The following is a 19,078-nucleotide window of genomic DNA, read 5'->3' on the forward strand; positions in this document are numbered from 1 at the left end:
AGACGCTGGTGTTGAACCGGGACCTTGTCCAGTCGATCGTGCTCGGCCTCATCGTGGCCGGCTGCGTGATCAAGTTGTTCCATCTCCGGAGAAGCGGGGAGAACCGGCCCGCGATCGTAGGGATGTGCCTCGGCCTGATGGGGTTGGCGGTCGGGCTGCTGCTACTGGACGAGGCGGCAGGAGTCATCGGCTCCGCAGAGCTGGATGAGGCGGTGGGACCGGGTGTGGCCTACGCGCTGCGCCAGATTCCGATCATGATCGCTGCCTACGGCTTCCGGCTGTTCCTGATCGCCTGGGTGTGGGAACCGGGACGGCAGCGGACGTTGCGGATGCGGCTGCAGACCGCGATCGCCGGCACTGTCATCCTGGCTCGCCTCCTGATCGGTGTGGTCACTCCGTCCGGAGAGATCCCAGCGGTATGGCGGTCCGACTGGGGTCAGGTTCCCTGGTCCGCTGCCGGCATGCTGCTCTACGCCGCGTACATGGGAAGTACCGCGATCGCCGTGACCCGGTTGACCTGGCTGTGGGCGCGCGACGCTCAGACGAGGCGGACCACGAAGATCGGACTGTGGCTGATCTGCGCGATGGCGATCTGCGGTGGTATCGAGGCATTGCACAAGATCGGATACTTCACGGCGGTAGCCGTCGTGGGCCACAAGCCTCCCTACGACCAGTACGCCGCCGAGTTCGTTCCGATCGCGCTTGGAACCGCGTGTGGGGCGATCGGGCTGGCGCTGCCACTGATCGCCAACGGAGTACCCGCCGCGATCCGTACCTACCGCCATCGGGCCGCCCGCCGGGGGTTGTGGCCCTTGTGGTCCGCCTTGACGGCGCTGCGTCCTGGGGTGGTCATCCCGCAGCATCCGCGTTGGCTTCCAACTTCGTGGACCCGGGCGTGGGAGTCGGTTGACCTCCGGAAGCTCGACGTGAAGCTGTACCACAGGGTCATCGAGTGTTGGGACGTCCTGGTCTACCTGCACGGGCACCTCTCGTCAGAGGTTCGTGAACGAGAGATCCAGCGTGCGGTGGCGGAGGGGCACGGGCCGGAACGAGCGCGGTCGTTGGGGGAGGCGGAGATGATCCGCCAGGCTGTCGATCGGGCGCGAGAACGTCGTCCGTTCCTCGCGGAATCAGAGCGGGCTCGTCCGCTGGCCGCACACCGAACCTTGGCCGAGAACGTTCGGTGGCTGCGACAGGTCGCCGCTGCGTGGCGACGGGGGGCCACCGGCAGAACGAGGTGAGCCGAAGCGGCCCGGAGAGACCTGGGGCAGGTGCTCTCCGGGCCGCGTGTCGTGGATTCGGCTCGGGGGTTAGCCGGTTCCACGACGGCACGCCACGACCCACAGCGAGTGCTGTTCGGGGGATAGGAGCGTGGCGAAGCGGGTGCTTCGGTAGCGAGATTGGGGAAGTGACGAGTCACTGCGGGAGAACTGCGTCACGCACGGCAGAAGCTGATAGGCCTGTTGGGGCCGTGGTCGGTGACGCGGGGCGTCGGGGCGGACTCGGCCGAGAGAGCAGAGTGGGTGGAGCGAGAACTGGTGCTGCTGGTGCTTTCGGGAAAGCTTCCAGGTAGCGACCGGAGCCCGGGCGCCCAGGCGAGCAACCGACCGCGGCCAGCGGACTTGGCGGCGTAGAGAGCGGTGTCCGCACGGTGTAGCAGCTGGGCGAGTGTCGTGTCGGTTCCGGGAGAGGCTAGTGCGACTCCGATAGAAGCGGAGACGTGCACGCGTCGTCCGTCGCTGAGGGTGATGTCGGAGGCCAGGCTGTCGCGCAGTCGGTCAGCGCGGAAGTCCCGTCGGTCGAGAAGCGCCAGGAACTCGTCGGCACCATGGTCGCCTCGACGGCAGGTGAGTGCGTCTGCTCCGAGTGCCTGGCGTAGCCGCTCTGCCTGGGTTCGAAGAACCTCGTCGCCAGCGGCATGGCCGTAGTGGTCGTTGATCGCCTTGAAGCGATCAAGGTCGACAATCGCCACGAGCGCCCGGTCCTCGAGTATCGGCAGAAGCTTGTGTGCCTGCGTCAGCCATGGGGTCTTGAGGAGCAGGCCAGTGGCGGAGCACCAGCGACCCGCCTCAACCGCTTCGGCAAGGGCGTGGTTCTCTCGTCTGAGTCGGATGTGCTGCCGTGCTGCTATTCCCAGCCCTGCCAGCGTCGCGATCGCTACCGCAGAAAAGATCATGGTTTCCCTCTCGGGCAGTCTTCAACGTATGTCGATCACCGTGTCGAGTATCGGATCGATGGATGGGTGTTTAACCTGATGAACAGGTAGCGAGGACGACGGTAAACCTGCCTTGCGCTGCTGTTCAACTGGTTGAACAGCGATCGGGGCCAGGAACGCCCGAGTGGGTGACAGTGAGGAGATTTTGTAGTCGTGGAACAGCGGTTGGATCTCGTTCTCAAAGGTCTGATCAGCGATTATGAGCGCGATACGGGGACCAAGATTCGGTCCATGCGCCACCTTGCCCGTTTGATGACGGACGCCGGTTACCCTGTGTCACACGGAACGTTGACAGGGATCTTGAACGGTCGTCTCAGTAACGACGCGACGAAACGGTCCTTGGCCGCCTTCTTCCAGGTTCACCCCAGCCGTTTCGAGCTCACCGCGACGCAGGCCAGGGTCATGGGCAGGTTGGCGGCGCTGGGCGACCTCACCGGTGCGGAGGTCCTTGAAGTCGATCGCCTACTGGGCGATCTCGCCGCGCGCCGCGAACGTGGTCGCGAGGACGAGGTCAAGGACACCGACGGGTAACGCGGTGGTGCTCTCCGTGTCAAGCTGCTGCGCTCTGTCTGCACGGTGCGGCCGCTGACGGCGTTCAGCATCCGGCTGCCCGGAGCGGATGTCCAGGGTGAGCACGAGCCGAGCGGGGTCCAGGACCCGGCCGTTGGAGTACTTGCGCCCCGTTCGCTCACCTTGGAACTCGAGCTCGACCGCTTCGGCAATCGCTCCGCCGAGCCGTTCTCCCTGACCAGGAAGGTGATGGTGAGGTGACCGCGCTCGCCCAGCTCGGCGACGCATCGCACGGGGTGGGGCCCAGGTGTTTTGGGGCGGGCTGGACGCGTGGGAATCCTGGCATGTGGGGCGAGCGTCGACCCTCCTCACCTCGGTCGCCTCTTACCGCTTGGGTGTCATGGCCGAGACGAGGTCGGACCGGACGCGCCGGTGGGGTGGGGACCGATCCGTGCCCAGTCGGCGTGTTTGAAGCTGACCCGGCCCGCGTAGCTGATGCTCAGCTCGACTTCGGGTTCCCAGGCCCAGAACCGCACCCGCGCCCAAGTGGGGACGCGTCGGCGCCGGCGTTTAAGAGTGATCGGTGGGGGAACGAAGTCCCGCACCCGCCACCGCCGAGCCAGATCTCGAATCTCCGTGACCGTGTCGGTCGAGAGGTCGTCGAACTCGGCGTAGTGGCGAACGACAGCGCTGCACAGCACCGTCCGGCGGTGGTCGAAGGTGCCCGCGAGGTAGCGCAGGCCCGGTGCGACAAGGGGGCCGTGGCCGGTGTCGACGTCGATGTGGCCGTAGAGCCGGCCCGTGACCGGGGTTCGGACGGAGCACCGGGTCAGCCACGCGCCCGTGACCTCGTCGTCGGTGTTCACGACGTTCCTACCGACTATGGCCTTGGTCGCCGCGGTCGGTTCCAGTTTCTCGCTGGGGTGTGGCCGGGCCGGGGTGGCTGGTCCTGCTGGTGGCAGGACAGCCCGGACGGCCTGTTCCGGTGTCGAGTTCATGGCAGTCACGACCCAGTCGCCACGGGTTCGGGCAGCAGCGGAGAGATGAGGAGGAATCGCCTGCCGGCCTGGTCGTAGGCGGTTGGCCGGCATCGCAGCGGACCACGCGGCTGCTTGGGCAGGCGGCGCGCCGTACCGACCTCGCAGGCGACGTCCGGGTTAGCGAGGGTGGCCAGGATGAGGCGGTTTTGGAACTCGCCGGCCAGCAGGGATTGCGGGTAGTGGGGGACTAGGCCGAGGGAGAAGCTGGCGCGGACTTGCTCCAGGCAGCGGGGGATGACGGAGGGCACGGTGCTTCCTTGTTTGTGTGAAAGGCGGGGTGGACTACCGCAGACGCAGGGAACCGGGTGGTCGCCATCGGCGACCGGTCAGCAGACGCGGAGCGCCCGGGGCCTGGGGTGGGGGAAGGTCCCGCAGCTCAGCGGCGACCACACCCACCGACCCGCAGCAATGCCAGACCAGCCCGTCGCCGTCGCGGACCCGGGCGGCCTCGACCTGGCCGTAGCCCCGGATCACGCACCAGTCCACGAACGGCCCGTCAGGCCAGGCGAACCAGCCGATGAGGGTCCCGGTGCCCCGGGTCAGGCTGGTCCACTGCCATCCTCGGCGGGTCAATGCGTAGATCCCGGCTAGTTCCGGCACCGCCTGAAGCGCGTTCCGGGCCGCCACGTCTGTCATATCCGTCCTCCGGCAGGTAGGGGCGGACTCGCTGTGACCGCACGACCATGTCACCGGAAGTTGGGGTCACGGAGCGAGTCCGTAGAGCAGGGTGGTCAGCGACCGGGCCAGCGTGGAGACCACCGTGTCGGCCGCCGCGTGCCAGGACTGCGGGTGGCCACCGAACACCGCGAAGTACAGCGCGATCAGGCCCACCACCACGATCAGGGCTAAACAGGCGATGAGGACCGAAACGACAGCGTGGATGAGGACGTGCACGATCACGAGAAACGGGTCCTTCGAGAAGTAGGGATGCACCGCCGCGGAGCTGGCGCACAACGGACAACAGGAAGCGATGGAGAGAGGGTGGTCGCCCGGTGGGAACCCGGAGCGAGGGCCGGGGCGAGCGGGTTCGGCCACCGGGCGACCCAGCAGCCACCACCCCCAGCAAGGCCGCGATCCACACAGGGGAGGCGGGGTAACGCGGTGGGACACCGGGAAGCGGCGACTGCCGTCAGGTATCGGTGAGGACGTCGTTGTCGACGCCCCGACCGACGAGATCAGGGCAGGATGGCGGTAGGCCACCCGTAGCCGGGGGCGCCCAGCGGGGGAAGCGTCGGACGCCTCGACGTCATGCCGTCAGGCCCACCGAGGACGGCGGGGAGGCCAGCCCAGCCGCGCAGCTCGACACGACCGTCACCTCGACCGGTAACGCCCGCAGCGCCGCCTGCACCGGAAACAGCCGGTCGCGCGGCACGAACACGAACGCCGCACCACCACCGACCGCACCTCCTGCTGCCTTACCCCCATAGGCACCGTGGTCGACCGCCGTGGCCAGGGCCGCGTCGAGCAACACCGTCGACGCCCGCGCCCGCGTGCTCAGAAGCTGGTGCGCCGCCGTGCACAGGATCCCGAGCTCCGGCCAGGACACCGGCTCCTGCCGCAGCGCAGCCGTCATCTCATCCACCAGGCGGGCGGTGGCATCGGCGTAGCGCACCACATCCCGGTCCCGGGCCACCCACCGCGAGACCAGGACCCGTTCGGCGTGCGGGCACCTGCCTCGCCCGGTGTCGATCAGCAGCAGTGCCACCTCGGCATCGTCGAGAGCGGGCAGGACCGCCACCCGGGGCACCCCGGGCTCGGCGGTGGCCTCGACGCGAACCAGGCCGCCGGCGGCGACGGCCAGGACATCGGTGGACACCCCGGCTGCCGATGTCCTGCGTTCGGCTTCCCCCGCCATCCGCAGGACGAGGTCCCGATCCACCCCGGTTGGGGAACCAGCTCGGGCCCCGAGGACGGCGGCGGCGACCGCGACGGCGACCGCGGCGCTGGACGCCAGGCCCACACCGACCGGGACCTCACCGCGGGTCAGCACGACCCCACCGGCCGGGCCCGCCCCAGCCTGGTACACCGACAGGCAGGCGGTGGTGAGGACCAGGTCGAGGTCATCACCGGTCGGGGCGTAGTCCCGCACCCGGACGGTGCGTTGTTGGTGCAACGGCCGATAGGCGATGGCCGAAAGGTGTTCGGTGGCCGAGGTGAGCAGGGCGGTGGCCGTGGTCCGCAGCCCCACGGCAGCCGACACGCGGGGACCCCCGCACATCCAGTCCAGGTGATCACCAGCGAGGAGCACACGGCCGGGCACGGTGGCCACGACGGGATCGACCATCACCTCTCCTGCCCCTCCACCGCGGCGGTGCGTGCGGTGCGCCGGCCTCCCGGTCGGCGCAACCGCACCCCGGCTTCCCGGAGCAGGCGGCGGGTCATGTCGTAGGAGCGACCGATGGCGGTGGCCAGTTCCTGTATGGAGTGCCCCTGGCGGTAACGGGCGGCGAGCGTGGCGGCGAGGACCGCCCGTCGCACGTCCTGCGGTATGGAACCCGTTCGCTGTGCCGGGCGCGGGGATGCGGAACCGGCGGCGCCGGGCTGGTGCCGCTCCGAAGCGGACGTGGATGCCTGGGGCGGGTGCTCCCGCGTCGGTGGTGGTGCTCCCGCCCGCTGCCCGAGGGCGTCCTCGGCCTGGGCCCGCAAGACACGGGCGGCGTCCCGGACGTGCCCGCCGCCCACCCCCGCGGCGATGTCCTGGGCCAGCACGCACTCGGCGATGGCGCGGGAGTGGTCCTGCGCGGCGAGGTGGGCCTCAGCCAGGCGCAGGTGCAGCGTGGCCAGCAGCAGCGGGTCGATCGGTGGACGCGCCGCCAACGCCAGGTGGTGGGTCACCCCGAGGTCGTCGAGGTACCCGCCGCGCAACAGGGGGATCCCGAGGGATTCGGCGAAGCTCACGGTGAGCTCGTCCCAGCCGTGCAGGCTGGCCAGCGACTGCGCGGCCAGCACGTTCGTCCGTTCCGCGGCCAGCCACAGCAGTGCCCGGTCCGGGCTCCACCCCGTGCGTCGGTTGGCCCGGTCGTAGACCGGGCTGCTCCGGATCCCGTACGGGTCGAGGGCACGGTCGACCTCGGCGGTGCGCCGGAGGTACCAGTCGAGCATGTCCAGCAGCCACGCCCACCCCAGGGGCGCGGTGTGGTTCGCGCCGTCGCGGCGGAACCGGGTGGGTCCCGAGGCGTGGGGCAGTGGCGTGAGCAGGCCCTCGGCGGCCATGAGCTCGAGTTCGTGGTCGATCGCGGTGGTGGGCTTCTCGAGGGGGGCGGCGAGGGGGCCGGCGGTGACTTCGTCGCCGGGGTGGAGGCGGATCAGGTGGTGGAGCGCGGGCCGGAGCCCGAGTGCACCGGATGCGGTGGTCATGTCTGGAACTTCCGTGGGTGGGACGGGGTGACGGAACAGGCGGTGCGGGTTGACCCGGCTGCTGTGGAGCACCAGCGGCGGACGCCGCTCGTCAGCGCGGAGTGTGAGGGTTCGAGAAGTGGGCAGGGTGACCCGTGGTGGTGGGGGCAGGGCCCTGGTCACCATCCGGGCTGCCACGGGAGGGGAGCCCGGCGAGGTACGGGCGGATCCGGCTCGCCAGCCGCGGCAGGGCGTAACGGCGGACACGCCGGGAGCGGGTGGCCGGGACACGAGGGATCAGTGTCGTGACCATCTCGGTCACCTCGACCGGTGTCATCCCGCCTCCCAACGGCGAGTGTCCTGGTAGGTGGTCAGGTCGACGATCCCGGTGGCGTGGAAAGCACGTCGACGTTCCACGCAAGGCGCGCACAGTCCGCAGTGGGGAGGCTCTGCCCGTGCGCAGGACCAGGTACCCGCGAAGGGAACGCCCAGAGCTGTACCTAGACGCACGACAGCAGCAGCGGGCAGGCCAGCGAACGGTGTCAGCAACCGCAGTCCCGCCCACGCGTCACCCTGGTCCAGGGGGCTACGCGGGTACGTCGGTGATGGGCGCGCGACCCGTACCCCTGAAGCGACTGCGTCGGCGCGGACCGCGACCGCCACCGACACGGCGACGTCCAGCATGACCTCGTGTGGGACTGGGGCTCCACCAGGTGCGGTCCCCTGCTTAGGAAGGGAAGAGACCGGTTTCAGCTGGCTTCGGAAGGACCCGGCGCCATGGTCGAGCAGCGCGGTCACGTCCATCACTCGGTGCCCACAGTCGAGTGCCTGGGCGAGGACCGAGGCCCGGTTGATCGCGATGCGGTGAGGCTGGCCGTGGCCGAGCGTCACGAGGGTCAGCCGGCTGTGCCGGGCAGCCAGCCAGTACGCCAGAACGGTGGAGTTCACTCCACCAGAGGCGAGGACGACTGTGTGCTCCGGGTGCTGGTGTGCGAGGTGCGTGGTCAACACGGCGCCGGTCACCACGCTGACCGAATCGCGCGGCGGACGGCACCGACGACCGCCTCCCAGCGAGGCAGGCCCTTCCCGGTGTGAGGGCGCTGAATCCAGCGGGGATACTCGGCGCGGGACATTGCCGGGGGCAGCAGGATCGTGCTGCCCACGTCGTACCAGCAGGCTCCAGCGGTGAGGAGCTCGGTCACCGTGGAGGAACGCAGCGGAGTGCGCTGCTGGGTGAGGTAGATCCAGCTGGCGGACGAACGGGCCAGGACTTCGATGATGGGTCCGAGTTGCAGGGCCTGGACGAGGTGGTGGTTGACCTGGTGGCCCAGCTCGGCACTCATGCTCAGGGCATCGACGCTGCCGCCGAGCGACAGCCGCACCTGCCCCGTGTCGGGATCGGTGAAAGTGGGCCAGCGCACCGTCTCGGTGGCGTAGCGGGTGAGCGTCTGCTCGGCCGAGATCACACATCTCTCGGTGGGGTTCGCGGTGGCTGTGGTCATGAAACCTCCGTGCGGGGAATGGGGGTGGGGCGGCGGAACCGAGGCGCCTCAAGCGGGAGAACCTCGGCCCCGCCGAGTTCAGGGGCACCACGCCGGCAGACCACCGGCGCGGACGACGACGGACGGCACTCCGGGGCGGGAGGGGGTCGCGGCGGAACCAGGGTTCGGGGGTCGTGGTTCCGCCGCGACCGGGCGGTGAGACAGGAGGGGCCACGACGGGAGAGGGCCGCCGATGTCCCGCCTCACCGTTCTCGTCGGGATCATGAGGAGCCGGTGCCACCCGCGCCGGGTGCGGAAGCCGTGGAGGTGGCCTTCGCGATCACGGTGAGGAGACGTGCGGCCTCGGTGGCGTCGAAGGCGGCAGCCTCCCCCGGAGGCGCCACGACCACGACCTCCGAGCCACGCACGACCACCCGAAACTCACGAGCCCGACCGGAGGCGTCCCGGCACGTCACAGCCCACGGTCCACGGCGTTTCATCGTGGGGCACGGCGGAACGGGTGCTCCAGCTCCGGCCGCACGCCTGAATCTCCAGAACTCCAGACGAGGCGAGCGTGGTCGGACGGTTTCGCGCACCGGGCCGCCTCCGCGAGTGTGTGATGGATCGTCATTTCCTGCTCCGATTCTGGGAAACCCTGGCCGCGTGCAACCCGTAAGTCCTGTTTCAATCCTGGAGGTGGCCGTACCATTTCCTTGGTGCTTTTCGGTGACCTGCATCGTCCCGTTGATGAAGATAAACCTCGGCTTGGAGTTGAACCAGAGCGAGCATGTGGCGCTTGGGGGGCGCCCTGGGGGCGACGATGGCCACTGCCCGGGATTCTGGCGCCGTAGCAGGAAATCCCTGGGGCGAGGCCAGCACACGGGGTGACGGTGCGATCATCGCGACCAAGGAGCGGCAGCGGGTACTTCACCAGTATCCGATAACGTGGGTCGAGTTTGGCCCCGTAGCCAACCATTAGGGTCACGATGGCTACCAGGGCACGTAGCTTGACCACGAAGAGAACCGGCGACACGATCGGGGGCGGACAGGTGCGACATGAAGCGGGAGACTGGCTATGGTGACGCGGCGTGAGAGCCTGGCTCGACGGCGAGCCGCCTTGGGATACACCCAGGAGACGTTCGCTACCGCGCTGGGTATCGACCGGTCTACAGTCGCTCGCTGGGAACGGGGAGTGCAGTCGCCTCAGCCGTGGAATCAGGCTGACGTCGCCAAGAAACTGAAAATTCCAGTCGAACTGTTGGAACAGTACCTGGACGAACCGCTACGCCCATCACCCGAGCCCGGGCGTCTGAGCCGTGTGCTGCAGCGGCCCGTCACGGTCGACCTTGTCGCCGTCGCCCATCTTCGTCAGGAAGTGCACGCGCTCGATGCCCGTTACGACAACGCGCCCTCCATACCCCTACTGGCCGATGCCGCCCCCACCCTCAGCCAGATATCCTTCCTCGCCCGGGACGCGACCGACGGACGTGTCCGCCGCGAGTTGAAGGCAGTGGAGGCGGAAGCAGCCACTCTCGTGGGACAGTTGGTGTGGGACGCTTCCCAACGACGTGACCAACAGAGAGCGCGCGCCTACTTCGAGCAGGCATCGGCGGCAGCCCGTGAACTCGGAGACGTGACGGCGGAAGGGCACGCGTTGCTGCGAGCGAGCTACCTCACCCTCTACGGCGATCGCGATCCTCGTGCTGGCCTGCTACTCACAGGCCGTGTCGCGGACCTGACGGCGACTACCAGCTCCGTCCTGTGCGGGTTGGCATTGCTCCACCACGCCGAAGCGCACGCGATGCTCGGCGACTTGCGCGACTGCGAGACGTCACTCGGACGGGCTGAGGCGCACTTTGATCGCGTAGTGCATGGAGATCCAGCCTTCTTCCTGTTCTCGGAAAGCCAGTTCACCCGGCTCGCGGGGTCCTGCTACCTCTTCCTCGGGGAACACGCCCGCGCTCAACAGTTCCTGGAGAAGGCGGCGAACACGACCCGACGGACCAGCAAGTCGCGAGCCATCACCCTGAGCAACCTGTCGCTCGCTCACGTGCGGCAGGGTGACCCGGAAGCCGGCACGACCATCCTGCACGAGGCCATCGATCTCCTTGAGGCCACACGCGGTGGGGGCGCCATGAACATCGCCTTCGACGCTGCCCGGGAGCTCCGACGCTGGCGGGAGGAGGCTTTCGTCCAAGATGTGCACGATCGCCTGCTATCCCTGATGACGGCCGCGTGAGGAGGAGTTCCGATGAGCGATCCGCTGGACGACCTGAAGGACGAGGCACGTGCGCGCGTGTGGGACCGCCTGGCGGCGGCCGCGGCCGTGCACGACCCCGACGTGCACGGCCGGATCCCGAACTTCATCTCCGCCGGGGCCGCCGCCGACCGCCTCGCGGAACTGCCCGTGTGGAAGTCCGCCCACGTCATCAAGACCGTGCCCGACAAGGCCCAGCGTGCCGTGCGCGCTCGCGCTCTCCGGGACGGCAAGCTCGTGTACATGGCTGTTCCGAAGCTGGCGCGGGAACGCCCCTTCTGCCTGCTCGACCCCGCACAACTCGAGGTGCCCCCGGAACAGGCAGCCGACAGCCACCGTGCCATCGCCCTCGCCCCCACGGTGGACGTGGACGAGGTCCGGCCCGTCGACCTGGTGGTCTGCGGCAGTGTCGCGGTGAACCGGCGCGGGGTTCGCCTGGGCAAGGGAGCAGGCTATTCGGACCTGGAGGTGGCGCTGCTGCGGGAAGCGGGGCGGATCGGCCCCGAGACCGTGATCGCGACCACCGTGCATCCCCTTCAGGTCGTCGACGAGGACCTTCCCGAGTCGGACCACGACTTCAGTGTGGACCTGATCGTCACCCCCGAGCAGGTGATCGAATGCGGCCCGAGGCGACGCCCGGCGGGCCTGATGTGGGAGCGGCTTCCCGCCGAGAAGATCGCCGCCATCCCGGTGCTGCGACGACGCGCCGCGGACCGACGGAGCCGCTCCACTCGCCCAGGCGACGGACACCGACACGGCTAGACGAGAACGTCATGATCAACAACGAAAAGCGTTTCGCCTACCTGGCCGAGGGGAACGCAAGGCAGGCCCGCAAGCGCGTGGCCGTTGACCTGCTGATCCGCGACGACGACGGTCGTACTCTGCCGATGGCGAGCAGCGTGACCCACCCATTCGCACGGCTTCGCGGAGCCACACCAACAGAAAATCACAAAATGGTAACGCGCTAACATCAGTGCAGTTCGGCAAGGGGTCTGCTCCGCGCAAGCGGGGGCGAGCGGGCGGCGTTCGATGCTGTCGGACCTCTTCTCTTGATCGGCTGGACGGAGGTTGGACCAGGCTTCTTGCAGGCGATCGGCACTACCTATCCGCCCGAGGCTGCCGCCGGTGGCGACGACAGCGTCACCGCCGCCGAGACAATAAGCGTCGAAGCCAAGGAATTGGTGGCCACTCCGGAGCAATCTGGGGTGATCGTAGGGATGTGAATCCGTCGAAACTCGATCAGCGGGCGCCCCGCAGCCGTCCGTTGGAGATCCTCCTGAAACAGGCGCGGCAGCAGGACACCGCTCGCCGGGCGACCCACCAAAGGCCGATATCCGCTGACGCGCAACGTGTTCGGCTGAGGATCGGTGCCACGTCAGCTCGGCAACTCGTCAAGATCGTTCGCGCAGAGTTCGAAGCGAATGGTGCTCCCGATCGAGGAGACGAGCAACGCACGCGCGGGTTCCAGAACGCTGACGCAACCGTGGCCGCGTGATGCGGCTGCCACCGTGCGTGGCTGCCTCCGGCCGAATCTGCGCGACCGGTTCCATCAGCTGGGAACGAACCGGCCCTACTTCATGTCCGACGGTTTGGTCCGGCTGCCAGGAACGCCTACGGTGACGATGTGCCTCGGGACCGCGTCACCGGGCACGTCGAACACCGTATGCCCGATGAGCGCGCTCAGGTGTGGCGAAGCCCCGGTGGGATCGAACGCCTTGTGGCGCAGTGAAACCAGGAATCCGATTCGGATATCCGTGGTCTGATATGTGACCACCTGCTTGAGGTACGCCTGCTTGTCACTCAAGGGCTGCTTCATCGAATCGACCTTCATCTCGATGCAGATGCTGAATCCGCTGAACTTGAGCCGCAGGTCGATTCGGCCGCCGCCGACGTGCTGAACCTCGAACTCGGCGATCGCGCCGAGGCTACTGGACTCCAAGTAGCTGAGGAGGTCCTTGTGGATGTGGTCTTCGACGGCCTTCGGGTCGAACAAGTACGGGTACAGGTCCGATTGGGCATTGGTCCGTGAGCTGACGAACTGGATGATCACCCTAAGAACGTCGTCCACTGCCTCCTTCGGCTCCCCGACGTAGTCGGGGCTCGTCTCCAAACACGAGCGGATCGCGGAGTACACCTCGGCCTCGATCAGGTTGAGGCTGTGCCTGCCGATGGTTTTGTCGCTGACCGCTTTGGCGAGTTCAGCGAGGGTCTCGGGCGACACTTTCTCGGCAAGTTCGATCGCTGCCGCGGATCCGGGCAGGACGAGTTGGTTGAGGGGTTGCGGCAGCGACGCGGTCGCCGTGCCGCTATCGCCTTTTCCCGGCCCTGCACCGGCCAATGCTTGTGCCTTCGCCGCTTGAAGGACCGTTTGCGCGGCGGCGAGCTTCTCGGTGACCTCGCGTTCACGGTCGCCCGCCGCGGTCGCGGCTTCCTGCTCCAAGGCGTGGGTGTGATCTTCGAGGTTGCACAGCAGGCCCGCCGTCCTGGCAAACCCCGACTCGATGACCGGCTGAACGAGCCTGAGCAGGCCGTCAATGTCCTCCTTGTGAGAGACGACAGCCGCGGAGCGCGAGCCCAGGTAGATCTGGAGTAGGTCGTCGACAACGACCTCGGCCTTGTAGAAGCTATCCCGTTCAAACTCTTCCCGGAGCCTGCCCAGGTCGTCGGCCAGTTGAGTCCACGCCAGCAGCGCTGCTCGCTTCGGATCCCCGTACCAGTGGTTCAGCCCAATCGACGTCACGTTGAGCCGGCGAATCCGCTCAGCTAGGTCGGCCAATGCGCGTGGTTCTAGCCGAGGGGTCGACAGGGCGGCCACGTGCAGCCTCGGCGAGGACTCGTCGAGGAGCGCACACAGCACTTCGACTACAGTCAGGAGGATGCTCGCGTCCTCACGCTCGTAGGTGTCCCAGGCGACCTGCAAGTATCTTGCGGAGGCTTCGAGGTTATTCAGCATGAGCGGCAGGTCCGCGGCGCGGAGTGCGCTGACCAGTTCGATACCCGCCAGCACCCATGCGGCGTCGGAGGCGACGTCCTCGGGGTCGGCACCTGGGCGCGGCCGGCCGGCCGGGGGGTCGATGCCAGCGACGAGGCGGACAACGCCGGCGAGGCTCGCGGCGTGTGGCCAGCAGTCGACGGCGACACCGACGGCGCGGACAACCGCGGTGCCGAGCGGCTTGGGCATCGGTGCATCGAAACGCTCCAGAAGAGCCAGCAGCGCGAATGACGATCCGATCTCGCACAGGGCAAGTCGGGTGCGGGCCTCCAGGGCGCTTGCCGTTCTCAGGGCGGCACGGGTGTCCGGGTCCGGCAAGTCAAGGAATTCCTGGACAGCATCCTCCAGGGCCTTGGCCAGAACCGCGCCGACCTCGTTCAGCGCGGGTCCACTGGTGAGCAGAGCCTCCAGGCTGTCGGTGAGGATGGCCGGACTCGTGGTGGAGGTGACCGCAGCTGATACGCGGCGCAAAGCTGTCGGATAGCTCTCGGTTCGGCTGCCAAACTTGGCTGCCTCGTGCGCGACCAGGTGGACGAGCGGCGGAAGCACCGGGCTGTCGGCAAGGTCAGCTGCTTCCCGAGCCAGTCGGTCCCAGCCGCCAAGCGTCGCGAAAGCGCCCTCGACCGGCGGGCCACCCGCGCTTGCCGAAAGGAGCGCGGCGAGATCCCCTTCCAGCTCGACGGCCGCACTGCCGCTCATGGCGTTCCTCTCGTCAGCAATTACCGTGCAGCTTCTCACCAAACGTAGGCGTTACCCTCCGCGACAACCCGACTGGCATGCGGAAGTAGATCGACGAGCGGGGCTGCGTTGCGGGTAGCGACGAAGATCTGCATCTCGGCCTCGCCAGCGACGTCCCGCAATGCCCTGACCATGGTGGCGAGGTCCTCCTCCGGCATTTCCTCGGCGGACGGCGAGTCCAGGACGAGGAACCCGGGGTGGCGGCCGATCCCCTCGACGTAACCGTGCCGGATGAGGGCGATGGCGGTCGCGATCTTGACCCGCAGCTTCTCGCCGGCTGTAAGCCCGGAGTAGGTCTGGCTGACGCCGTTTTCGAGGAGCGTCAGGTTCGCTGCGCCGCTGAGGCTGAAGTCGCTGAGGTTGTCGGCGCCGAAGCTCTGCGTCAGGCGTTCGATGTCGGCGGAGATCTGGACCAGCATCGGGTCCTGGTCGTTCTTCACCCACTTCTTCAGCACCTGCTCGGCGGCTGCCACGACGGCGAGGTGCACCGGATCGACCGGGTCAACCGTCGCCGGGTCGCTTGACAGGGTCAGCGCCCCCAGGGCGCCTTCGGCGCGGGCCAAGTCGAGTTCGAGCACGCGACGCTTACCCGCAGCCGTAAGAAGTTCGCTCCCCACCTTTACCCGCGCCGCGGCCTCGTCCCGCTCCGTCGTCAGCGCCGCGATCTCGGCAGTCAACTCCGCCACCACGGCTTCGGCCGCGGCCACTGCGGCCTGCGCCGCTTCAACTTCGTCCAGGGGACCTTCTTCGGCATCCGCGTCGTCGCCGTCACTTCTGGACGTTCTCGCGACCAGGCCGGCCACGAACTCGTCTGGTGCGGACGCGGCCACGATGACATCAGACTGGAGGGCCTCCAGGTTCAGTTCACTGGTGCACACCGAACACTCGTGTTTGTCCGGTTCCGCCGCCTGTCGCTCCGGAGTCACCTGCGCAGCGCAACGTGGGCACACCGACGGACGCATGTGATGGAAGAACCTGGCCGCGAGCGCGTCCTCGTAGCTGGTGTGCACCCGAGCCTTCACCGCCTTGAGCTGTTGACGTGCTGTTCCGGCGAGCGAAGTCTGCGCGATCAGCTTCGCCTCAAGCCTGTGAACCTCTCGTGCGAGGTCGGATGCGCGGGTCGCGACGTCGAGCACCACCTGCATGTCCGGCGTCCAGGCGGGCAGCTTCCCGATCTTCGTTCGGAGATCCTGGACCTGCTTCTCCGCCGCGATTCGGCTCGCCTCCACCGCCTCGCCAGCCGCCTGCGCCTTGCCCTTCGCGGCGTCTCGTGCCGTGTCCATGCCGCGCCGCGCCGTCCTTGCGGCAGCCTGCACCGGTGCCCAGTCCGTACCGATGAACATCTGCATCATTCGGAGGCCGATGGTCTGCTCGTTGCCGACGATCGGATCGAGCTGGTTCGCTCGGACCACGAACGAACTGGAGTACGCGGGCCACGCGTGCACCCGAGCCGCCGTGTCCGTCCAGACCGGGATGTTTTCCAACCTCAGCCGAGTCATCATCAGCGAGCCCATGACGCCCTCGAAGTCTGCGCCGTCGAACTGCCCGAGGACCGTGGATCTGGCGTCCGAGTCCACCCCTCTGATCCTGATCACTTGCCCGGTGGCCACCCCGTCCACCGCATCGAATGCAACCCGCAGCCGCTCGGGGCCCACCTGCCAATCGACTTCGACGTGCTCGATCCAGCTGCGGACATCGTTCTGGAACTGCGGACACCGGCCGGTCAGCGACCACATGAGAACGTTCAGGAGGGTTGACTTGCCGCGTAGGTTCCTGCCCGAGCCAATCCCGTTGACGCCGGGCTGCGGCGACCATTCGAAGTGAAATGGGACCCGCGCCTTCAGTCCTGCCTGCTCGTCGACCTCCGGCGCCTCGCCCTCTCCGGCCGAGATCGCTGCGGGTGAGCGCTTGTCGACGACCGGTCGGATCCACTCAGGGAGGTTGGCTACCTCGACCAACGGGTGTCCATGAGCATCGGGGTGATCCGGTTTGAGCCACTTCGTCCCGCTGAAGTGCATCCGGGTGGCGCGTAGGGGCACGGGAACTGCCTTGGTGCCGCCGAGCGGGACGCCAAGCCCGCTGAGAATCTTGTCGACCCCGTCGACAGTGAGGCTTAGCGAACCGCCTGCCCGCCGCCTGGCCAGGACGTCAACAACCTCCTTGCCGAGAGCACTCAAGTCTGGTCCCCTTCCTGGCCGGCTTCTCCAGCAGCCGGTACCGATGCGACGACGCTCAGCGCGTCCAGCCGTTCACGCACCTTCGGCGCGATCGGCGCGATGGCCACCCCTAGGTCGGTCCCTGCATACGTGGCCTGCCGGTATTGCCGGTCCTTGAGGACCTGCCCACCGTCGTCCCCCGCGACCAACGCGACCAGCTTCACCTGCTTGGCGTACCAGCCCAGAGTCGGATCCTTCGCAAGCTCAGCGACCGCGGCGGCCCCGGCCTGCGTCAGGAAGAACTGGTTGCGTTTGCTCTTTTTGCCTGGCTGCCCGGTACGGCGCAATGTGGCGAGGCCGTACGTTTCGAGGATGGAGAACGCGTCATCGAGCTGCTCGTATGCGCCGAAGAACCAGCGCGGCATCGGGTACCAGCGCAGGTCAGGCTCTGGATCGTCCAAGAGCGAACGCGCTGTGTTCAGGTGACCAGCGTCGGCTGTGCCAGCTTCCACCAGCGACACCAGCTCGTCGGCGAGATAGTCCGGGTTTCGCAGCCAGAAGTCCATCGCCTGGAGCCTCAGCTCGCTTCGTACCGACTTGACCGTTCCGGGCGGATCTCCATCTACGGTCGGCGTACCGCATCCATCGAGCAGAACTAGCAACCGAATGGCGTGCTGAGTTCGCGTCGCAGCAGGGCGACCCTCTGTACCTGCGGACTCTGCACCGGTAGCCATCTCGTCCAACCTGGCATGCCCCCCAGAAGCACCGCTACTCTACCGGACGACCTTCACCAGAACGGCCGCCAGCATGATCATGGACCACAAGGTTCCGGCCCGTGATCAAGTCACCAACCACGTCGGGCCGGTGCGACCACCCGTTACACTCGGGGACCCTCTGTAACCGATGTGGTATGTAACGGATGCGGGATAGCAGCTGGAACAGATCCGCCGTCTGCGGAGTCGTGCGCCATGAGATCCGAGTCGGTGAAATTGGCCTCCCGACTCGCGCGGTCAAAAGCATCTGCCTCGCCGTGACAGCACCACATCGGCTAGGCGGTGCCCTAGCGCGATACCGACGCCAGTGTCCAATCCAGCAGTCAATCTGCCCAGCGGCTGGCGCGCCGTTCGCCCCTGTCGATAGGGCATCGGAGGCGCATCACCCGGTAGCGCCGTGACCATCGTGGGCTCGGCGGTGGCCCCTTCGGCACACGGCCGGGGCAACCGGCGAACATGATTGACCACCTGTTCGAGTTTCAAGCTCACCGGTTGTCCCTCCCAGGTCAGCACGTCGACCTGGGCGGACTCCACGTCGGTCAACGCAGCGAAAGCGCGATCACTGGAGCAAACCGTGAACAGCACGCACCCCTCGGCCTGCATCCGTCTCGCGTGCGCCAGGAGCGCGGTTTCCGCAGCGTCCGGGCCCGGCGACACGGCGGAGAGGCGCGACGTTCAGGCAGGCGAGCGCCGAGGCCGTGAGGTCGTCCTCGGCATCCTCGGCGGCATATGCCGCGACGGCGTGATGGCACGGTCCGGCGGCATCGAGCAGGGCGGTGATCCGGGCGCGCAGGGTGCGGGGCTCTGACCGGAAGCCGACCACGTTCTCCAAGTTGATGAGGACCAGCCGGTCCGTGGGCAGCATCGGTGGTCAGGCCCTCTTCTTCGTGTTCTTTGAGCGCTTGTGCCTGGTGTTTTTGCCCGACTCCCTGCAAGGTCGACCCGGTGCGCTCAGGTCGCGGGAGCTGTTGAGGAAGGAGCTCAGCCGTCCTTCCCAGCAGCGTTCGAGCTCGTAGGTGAGCCGGATGCCGTGCTCGCACGCGACCCGGTCAGCAGGGTGCTCGGCGTGCTCGGCTGCCTGTGGCAGCAGCGTGTGCAACTTCAGCGGCAACGCGTGGATGCTCCACCGCACGATCCCCGCTGCTGACTCATCGAGCGGCTGGTCTGGGTCGCGGTAGACGATCGTCCGGTCATCGGCGGGAATCTGGAAGCCGTCGGGAACCAGGCCATCCACGGTCTCGACGACCTTGTCGGTATAGGGCAGTGACGGAGCCTCACGCAGCAGCACGGCCACGGCCGCCATCACCGGCCGGCGTTCGGGGCCAGTACCGCGTCATCGACGTTGTTTCGGGCAAGGAACTGGTTAGCCGCCTTGGCGGTGCCGAAACCATGCCATGCCGCCAGCAATGACGCCTCCGTGTCACTCGGGTCTGTCGTCTGCAGCCGGGCGATCGCCTCGGCGACCAGATCCAGCGCGGTACGCGAACGGTCAGCGGACGGTTGTGGAGTCACAACCAGCGGCGGTAACCACGAAGGCCGTAACACAAACGAGCGATGTCACCCCGGAACGGTCAATTCGG

The 19,078-nt window shown here is 67.6% G+C and carries 21 protein-coding genes; 7 read left to right on the forward strand and 14 right to left on the reverse strand.

Annotation, left to right across the window (positions count from 1 at the left end; translation table 11 throughout):
• Positions 1–8 precede the first annotated feature (8 nt).
• The gene (locus ACOJVX_RS12575) at positions 9–1,241 is read left to right on the forward strand and encodes an MAB_1171c family putative transporter (protein WP_030225815.1); all 1,233 of its coding nucleotides are present in this window, start codon (positions 9–11) and stop codon (positions 1,239–1,241) included.
• Positions 1,242–1,435: 194 nt separating this feature from the next.
• On the opposite strand, the gene ACOJVX_RS12580 is transcribed toward ACOJVX_RS12575, so the two are convergent.
• Positions 1,436–2,176 carry a GGDEF domain-containing protein gene (locus tag ACOJVX_RS12580; protein WP_418155360.1) on the reverse strand — a complete coding sequence of 247 codons (741 nt, stop codon included), beginning with the start codon at positions 2,174–2,176 and terminating at the stop codon, positions 1,436–1,438.
• Positions 2,177–2,368: 192 nt separating this feature from the next.
• Here ACOJVX_RS12580 and ACOJVX_RS12585 point away from each other — a divergent pair, with 192 nt between their 5' ends.
• Positions 2,369–2,746, forward strand: coding sequence for a hypothetical protein (locus ACOJVX_RS12585; protein WP_418155361.1), 378 nt, complete (start codon positions 2,369–2,371; stop codon positions 2,744–2,746).
• A 377-nt stretch (positions 2,747–3,123) separates the two neighbouring features.
• Here the strand turns inward: ACOJVX_RS12585 and ACOJVX_RS12590 are convergent, their stop codons facing one another.
• The 8 genes from ACOJVX_RS12590 to ACOJVX_RS12625 all read right to left on the reverse strand — a co-directional run bounded on the left by ACOJVX_RS12590 (position 3,124) and on the right by ACOJVX_RS12625 (position 8,603).
• Complete coding sequence (locus ACOJVX_RS12590; protein WP_422646760.1) at positions 3,124–3,723, reverse strand: hypothetical protein; 600 nt, start codon at positions 3,721–3,723, stop codon at positions 3,124–3,126.
• Positions 3,724–3,728: 5 nt separating this feature from the next.
• The gene (locus ACOJVX_RS12595) at positions 3,729–4,013 is read right to left on the reverse strand and encodes a hypothetical protein (protein ID WP_418155365.1); all 285 of its coding nucleotides are present in this window, start codon (positions 4,011–4,013) and stop codon (positions 3,729–3,731) included.
• 34 nt (positions 4,014–4,047) lie between these two features.
• The gene (locus tag ACOJVX_RS12600; RefSeq protein ID WP_418155366.1) at positions 4,048–4,401 is read right to left on the reverse strand and encodes a hypothetical protein; all 354 of its coding nucleotides are present in this window, start codon (positions 4,399–4,401) and stop codon (positions 4,048–4,050) included.
• Positions 4,402–4,467: 66 nt separating this feature from the next.
• The gene (locus ACOJVX_RS12605) at positions 4,468–4,665 is read right to left on the reverse strand and encodes a hypothetical protein (RefSeq protein ID WP_422646761.1); all 198 of its coding nucleotides are present in this window, start codon (positions 4,663–4,665) and stop codon (positions 4,468–4,470) included.
• Between the two features lie 346 nt (positions 4,666–5,011).
• Positions 5,012–6,049, reverse strand: coding sequence for a hypothetical protein (locus ACOJVX_RS12610; RefSeq protein WP_422646762.1), 1,038 nt, complete (start codon positions 6,047–6,049; stop codon positions 5,012–5,014).
• Positions 6,049–7,122 carry a helix-turn-helix domain-containing protein gene (locus ACOJVX_RS12615; protein ID WP_422646763.1) on the reverse strand — a complete coding sequence of 358 codons (1,074 nt, stop codon included), beginning with the start codon at positions 7,120–7,122 and terminating at the stop codon, positions 6,049–6,051. The genes ACOJVX_RS12610 and ACOJVX_RS12615 overlap by 1 nt, the downstream gene beginning before the upstream one ends.
• Positions 7,123–7,434: 312 nt before the next feature.
• Positions 7,435–8,127, reverse strand: a complete 693-nt coding sequence (locus ACOJVX_RS12620; RefSeq protein ID WP_422646764.1) for a 7-cyano-7-deazaguanine synthase — start codon at positions 8,125–8,127, stop codon at positions 7,435–7,437.
• Entirely contained in the window at positions 8,121–8,603 is a 483-nt protein-coding gene (locus ACOJVX_RS12625; protein ID WP_422646765.1) for a hypothetical protein, read from the reverse strand. Before ACOJVX_RS12625 ends, ACOJVX_RS12620 begins: the two co-directional genes overlap by 7 nt.
• A 1,054-nt stretch (positions 8,604–9,657) precedes the next feature.
• Here ACOJVX_RS12625 and ACOJVX_RS12630 point away from each other — a divergent pair.
• The 4 genes from ACOJVX_RS12630 to ACOJVX_RS12645 all read left to right on the forward strand — a co-directional run bounded on the left by ACOJVX_RS12630 (position 9,658) and on the right by ACOJVX_RS12645 (position 12,062).
• On the forward strand, positions 9,658–10,821 hold the full coding sequence (locus ACOJVX_RS12630) for a helix-turn-helix transcriptional regulator (protein ID WP_422646766.1): 1,164 nt from the start codon (positions 9,658–9,660) through the stop codon (positions 10,819–10,821).
• Positions 10,822–10,833: 12 nt separating this feature from the next.
• The gene (locus ACOJVX_RS12635) at positions 10,834–11,601 is read left to right on the forward strand and encodes a 5-formyltetrahydrofolate cyclo-ligase (RefSeq protein ID WP_422646767.1); all 768 of its coding nucleotides are present in this window, start codon (positions 10,834–10,836) and stop codon (positions 11,599–11,601) included.
• Positions 11,602–11,612: 11 nt separating this feature from the next.
• The gene (locus ACOJVX_RS12640; RefSeq protein WP_418155916.1) at positions 11,613–11,807 is read left to right on the forward strand and encodes a hypothetical protein; all 195 of its coding nucleotides are present in this window, start codon (positions 11,613–11,615) and stop codon (positions 11,805–11,807) included.
• 114 nt (positions 11,808–11,921) lie between these two features.
• Entirely contained in the window at positions 11,922–12,062 is a 141-nt protein-coding gene (locus ACOJVX_RS12645) for a hypothetical protein (RefSeq protein ID WP_418155914.1), read from the forward strand.
• A gap of 347 nt (positions 12,063–12,409) precedes the next feature.
• Here the strand turns inward: ACOJVX_RS12645 and ACOJVX_RS12650 are convergent, their stop codons facing one another.
• Genes ACOJVX_RS12650 through ACOJVX_RS12660 form a run of 3 tightly spaced genes read right to left on the reverse strand, consistent with a single transcriptional unit; the run spans position 12,410 to position 17,291 of the window.
• Entirely contained in the window at positions 12,410–14,530 is a 2,121-nt protein-coding gene (locus ACOJVX_RS12650) for a hypothetical protein (protein WP_418155913.1), read from the reverse strand.
• A gap of 35 nt (positions 14,531–14,565) precedes the next feature.
• Positions 14,566–16,746, reverse strand: coding sequence for an ATP-binding protein (locus tag ACOJVX_RS12655; RefSeq protein ID WP_418155912.1), 2,181 nt, complete (start codon positions 16,744–16,746; stop codon positions 14,566–14,568).
• Entirely contained in the window at positions 16,743–17,291 is a 549-nt protein-coding gene (locus ACOJVX_RS12660; RefSeq protein ID WP_418155911.1) for a hypothetical protein, read from the reverse strand. Before ACOJVX_RS12660 ends, ACOJVX_RS12655 begins: the two co-directional genes overlap by 4 nt.
• 781 nt (positions 17,292–18,072) lie before the next feature.
• Between ACOJVX_RS12660 and ACOJVX_RS12665 the strand changes: the two genes are divergently transcribed.
• On the forward strand, positions 18,073–18,306 hold the full coding sequence (locus ACOJVX_RS12665) for a hypothetical protein (protein WP_418155910.1): 234 nt from the start codon (positions 18,073–18,075) through the stop codon (positions 18,304–18,306).
• Between the two features lie 63 nt (positions 18,307–18,369).
• Here the strand turns inward: ACOJVX_RS12665 and ACOJVX_RS12670 are convergent, their stop codons facing one another.
• Together ACOJVX_RS12670 and ACOJVX_RS12675 are read right to left on the reverse strand one after the other, a co-directional pair.
• On the reverse strand, positions 18,370–18,792 hold the full coding sequence (locus ACOJVX_RS12670) for a hypothetical protein (RefSeq protein WP_418155909.1): 423 nt from the start codon (positions 18,790–18,792) through the stop codon (positions 18,370–18,372).
• Positions 18,793–18,800: 8 nt separating this feature from the next.
• Entirely contained in the window at positions 18,801–19,010 is a 210-nt protein-coding gene (locus tag ACOJVX_RS12675; RefSeq protein WP_418155908.1) for a hypothetical protein, read from the reverse strand.
• Positions 19,011–19,078: the final 68 nt, after the last annotated feature.

This window comes from Actinoalloteichus caeruleus (assembly GCF_049311605.1).
Taxonomy (GTDB): domain Bacteria; phylum Actinomycetota; class Actinomycetes; order Mycobacteriales; family Pseudonocardiaceae; genus Actinoalloteichus_B; species Actinoalloteichus_B caeruleus.

What these genes read in the sequence shown, in the direction of transcription:
- ACOJVX_RS12630 (WP_422646766.1), top strand. Translation starts at nt 9,658, where the DNA reads ATGGTGACGCGGCGTGAGAGCCTGGCTCGACGGCGAGCCGCCTTGGGA.
- ACOJVX_RS12590 (WP_422646760.1), bottom strand. Translation starts at nt 3,723, where the DNA reads ATGAACTCGACACCGGAACAGGCCGTCCGGGCTGTCCTGCCACCAGCA.
- ACOJVX_RS12660 (WP_418155911.1), bottom strand. Translation starts at nt 17,291, where the DNA reads ATGGACTTCTGGCTGCGAAACCCGGACTATCTCGCCGACGAGCTGGTG.
- ACOJVX_RS12610 (WP_422646762.1), bottom strand. Translation starts at nt 6,049, where the DNA reads ATGGTCGATCCCGTCGTGGCCACCGTGCCCGGCCGTGTGCTCCTCGCT.
- ACOJVX_RS12615 (WP_422646763.1), bottom strand. Translation starts at nt 7,122, where the DNA reads ATGACCACCGCATCCGGTGCACTCGGGCTCCGGCCCGCGCTCCACCAC.
- ACOJVX_RS12580 (WP_418155360.1), bottom strand. Translation starts at nt 2,176, where the DNA reads ATGATCTTTTCTGCGGTAGCGATCGCGACGCTGGCAGGGCTGGGAATA.
- ACOJVX_RS12625 (WP_422646765.1), bottom strand. Translation starts at nt 8,603, where the DNA reads ATGACCACAGCCACCGCGAACCCCACCGAGAGATGTGTGATCTCGGCC.
- ACOJVX_RS12600 (WP_418155366.1), bottom strand. Translation starts at nt 4,401, where the DNA reads ATGACAGACGTGGCGGCCCGGAACGCGCTTCAGGCGGTGCCGGAACTA.
- ACOJVX_RS12650 (WP_418155913.1), bottom strand. Translation starts at nt 14,530, where the DNA reads ATGAGCGGCAGTGCGGCCGTCGAGCTGGAAGGGGATCTCGCCGCGCTC.
- ACOJVX_RS12640 (WP_418155916.1), top strand. Translation starts at nt 11,613, where the DNA reads ATGATCAACAACGAAAAGCGTTTCGCCTACCTGGCCGAGGGGAACGCA.
- ACOJVX_RS12635 (WP_422646767.1), top strand. Translation starts at nt 10,834, where the DNA reads ATGAGCGATCCGCTGGACGACCTGAAGGACGAGGCACGTGCGCGCGTG.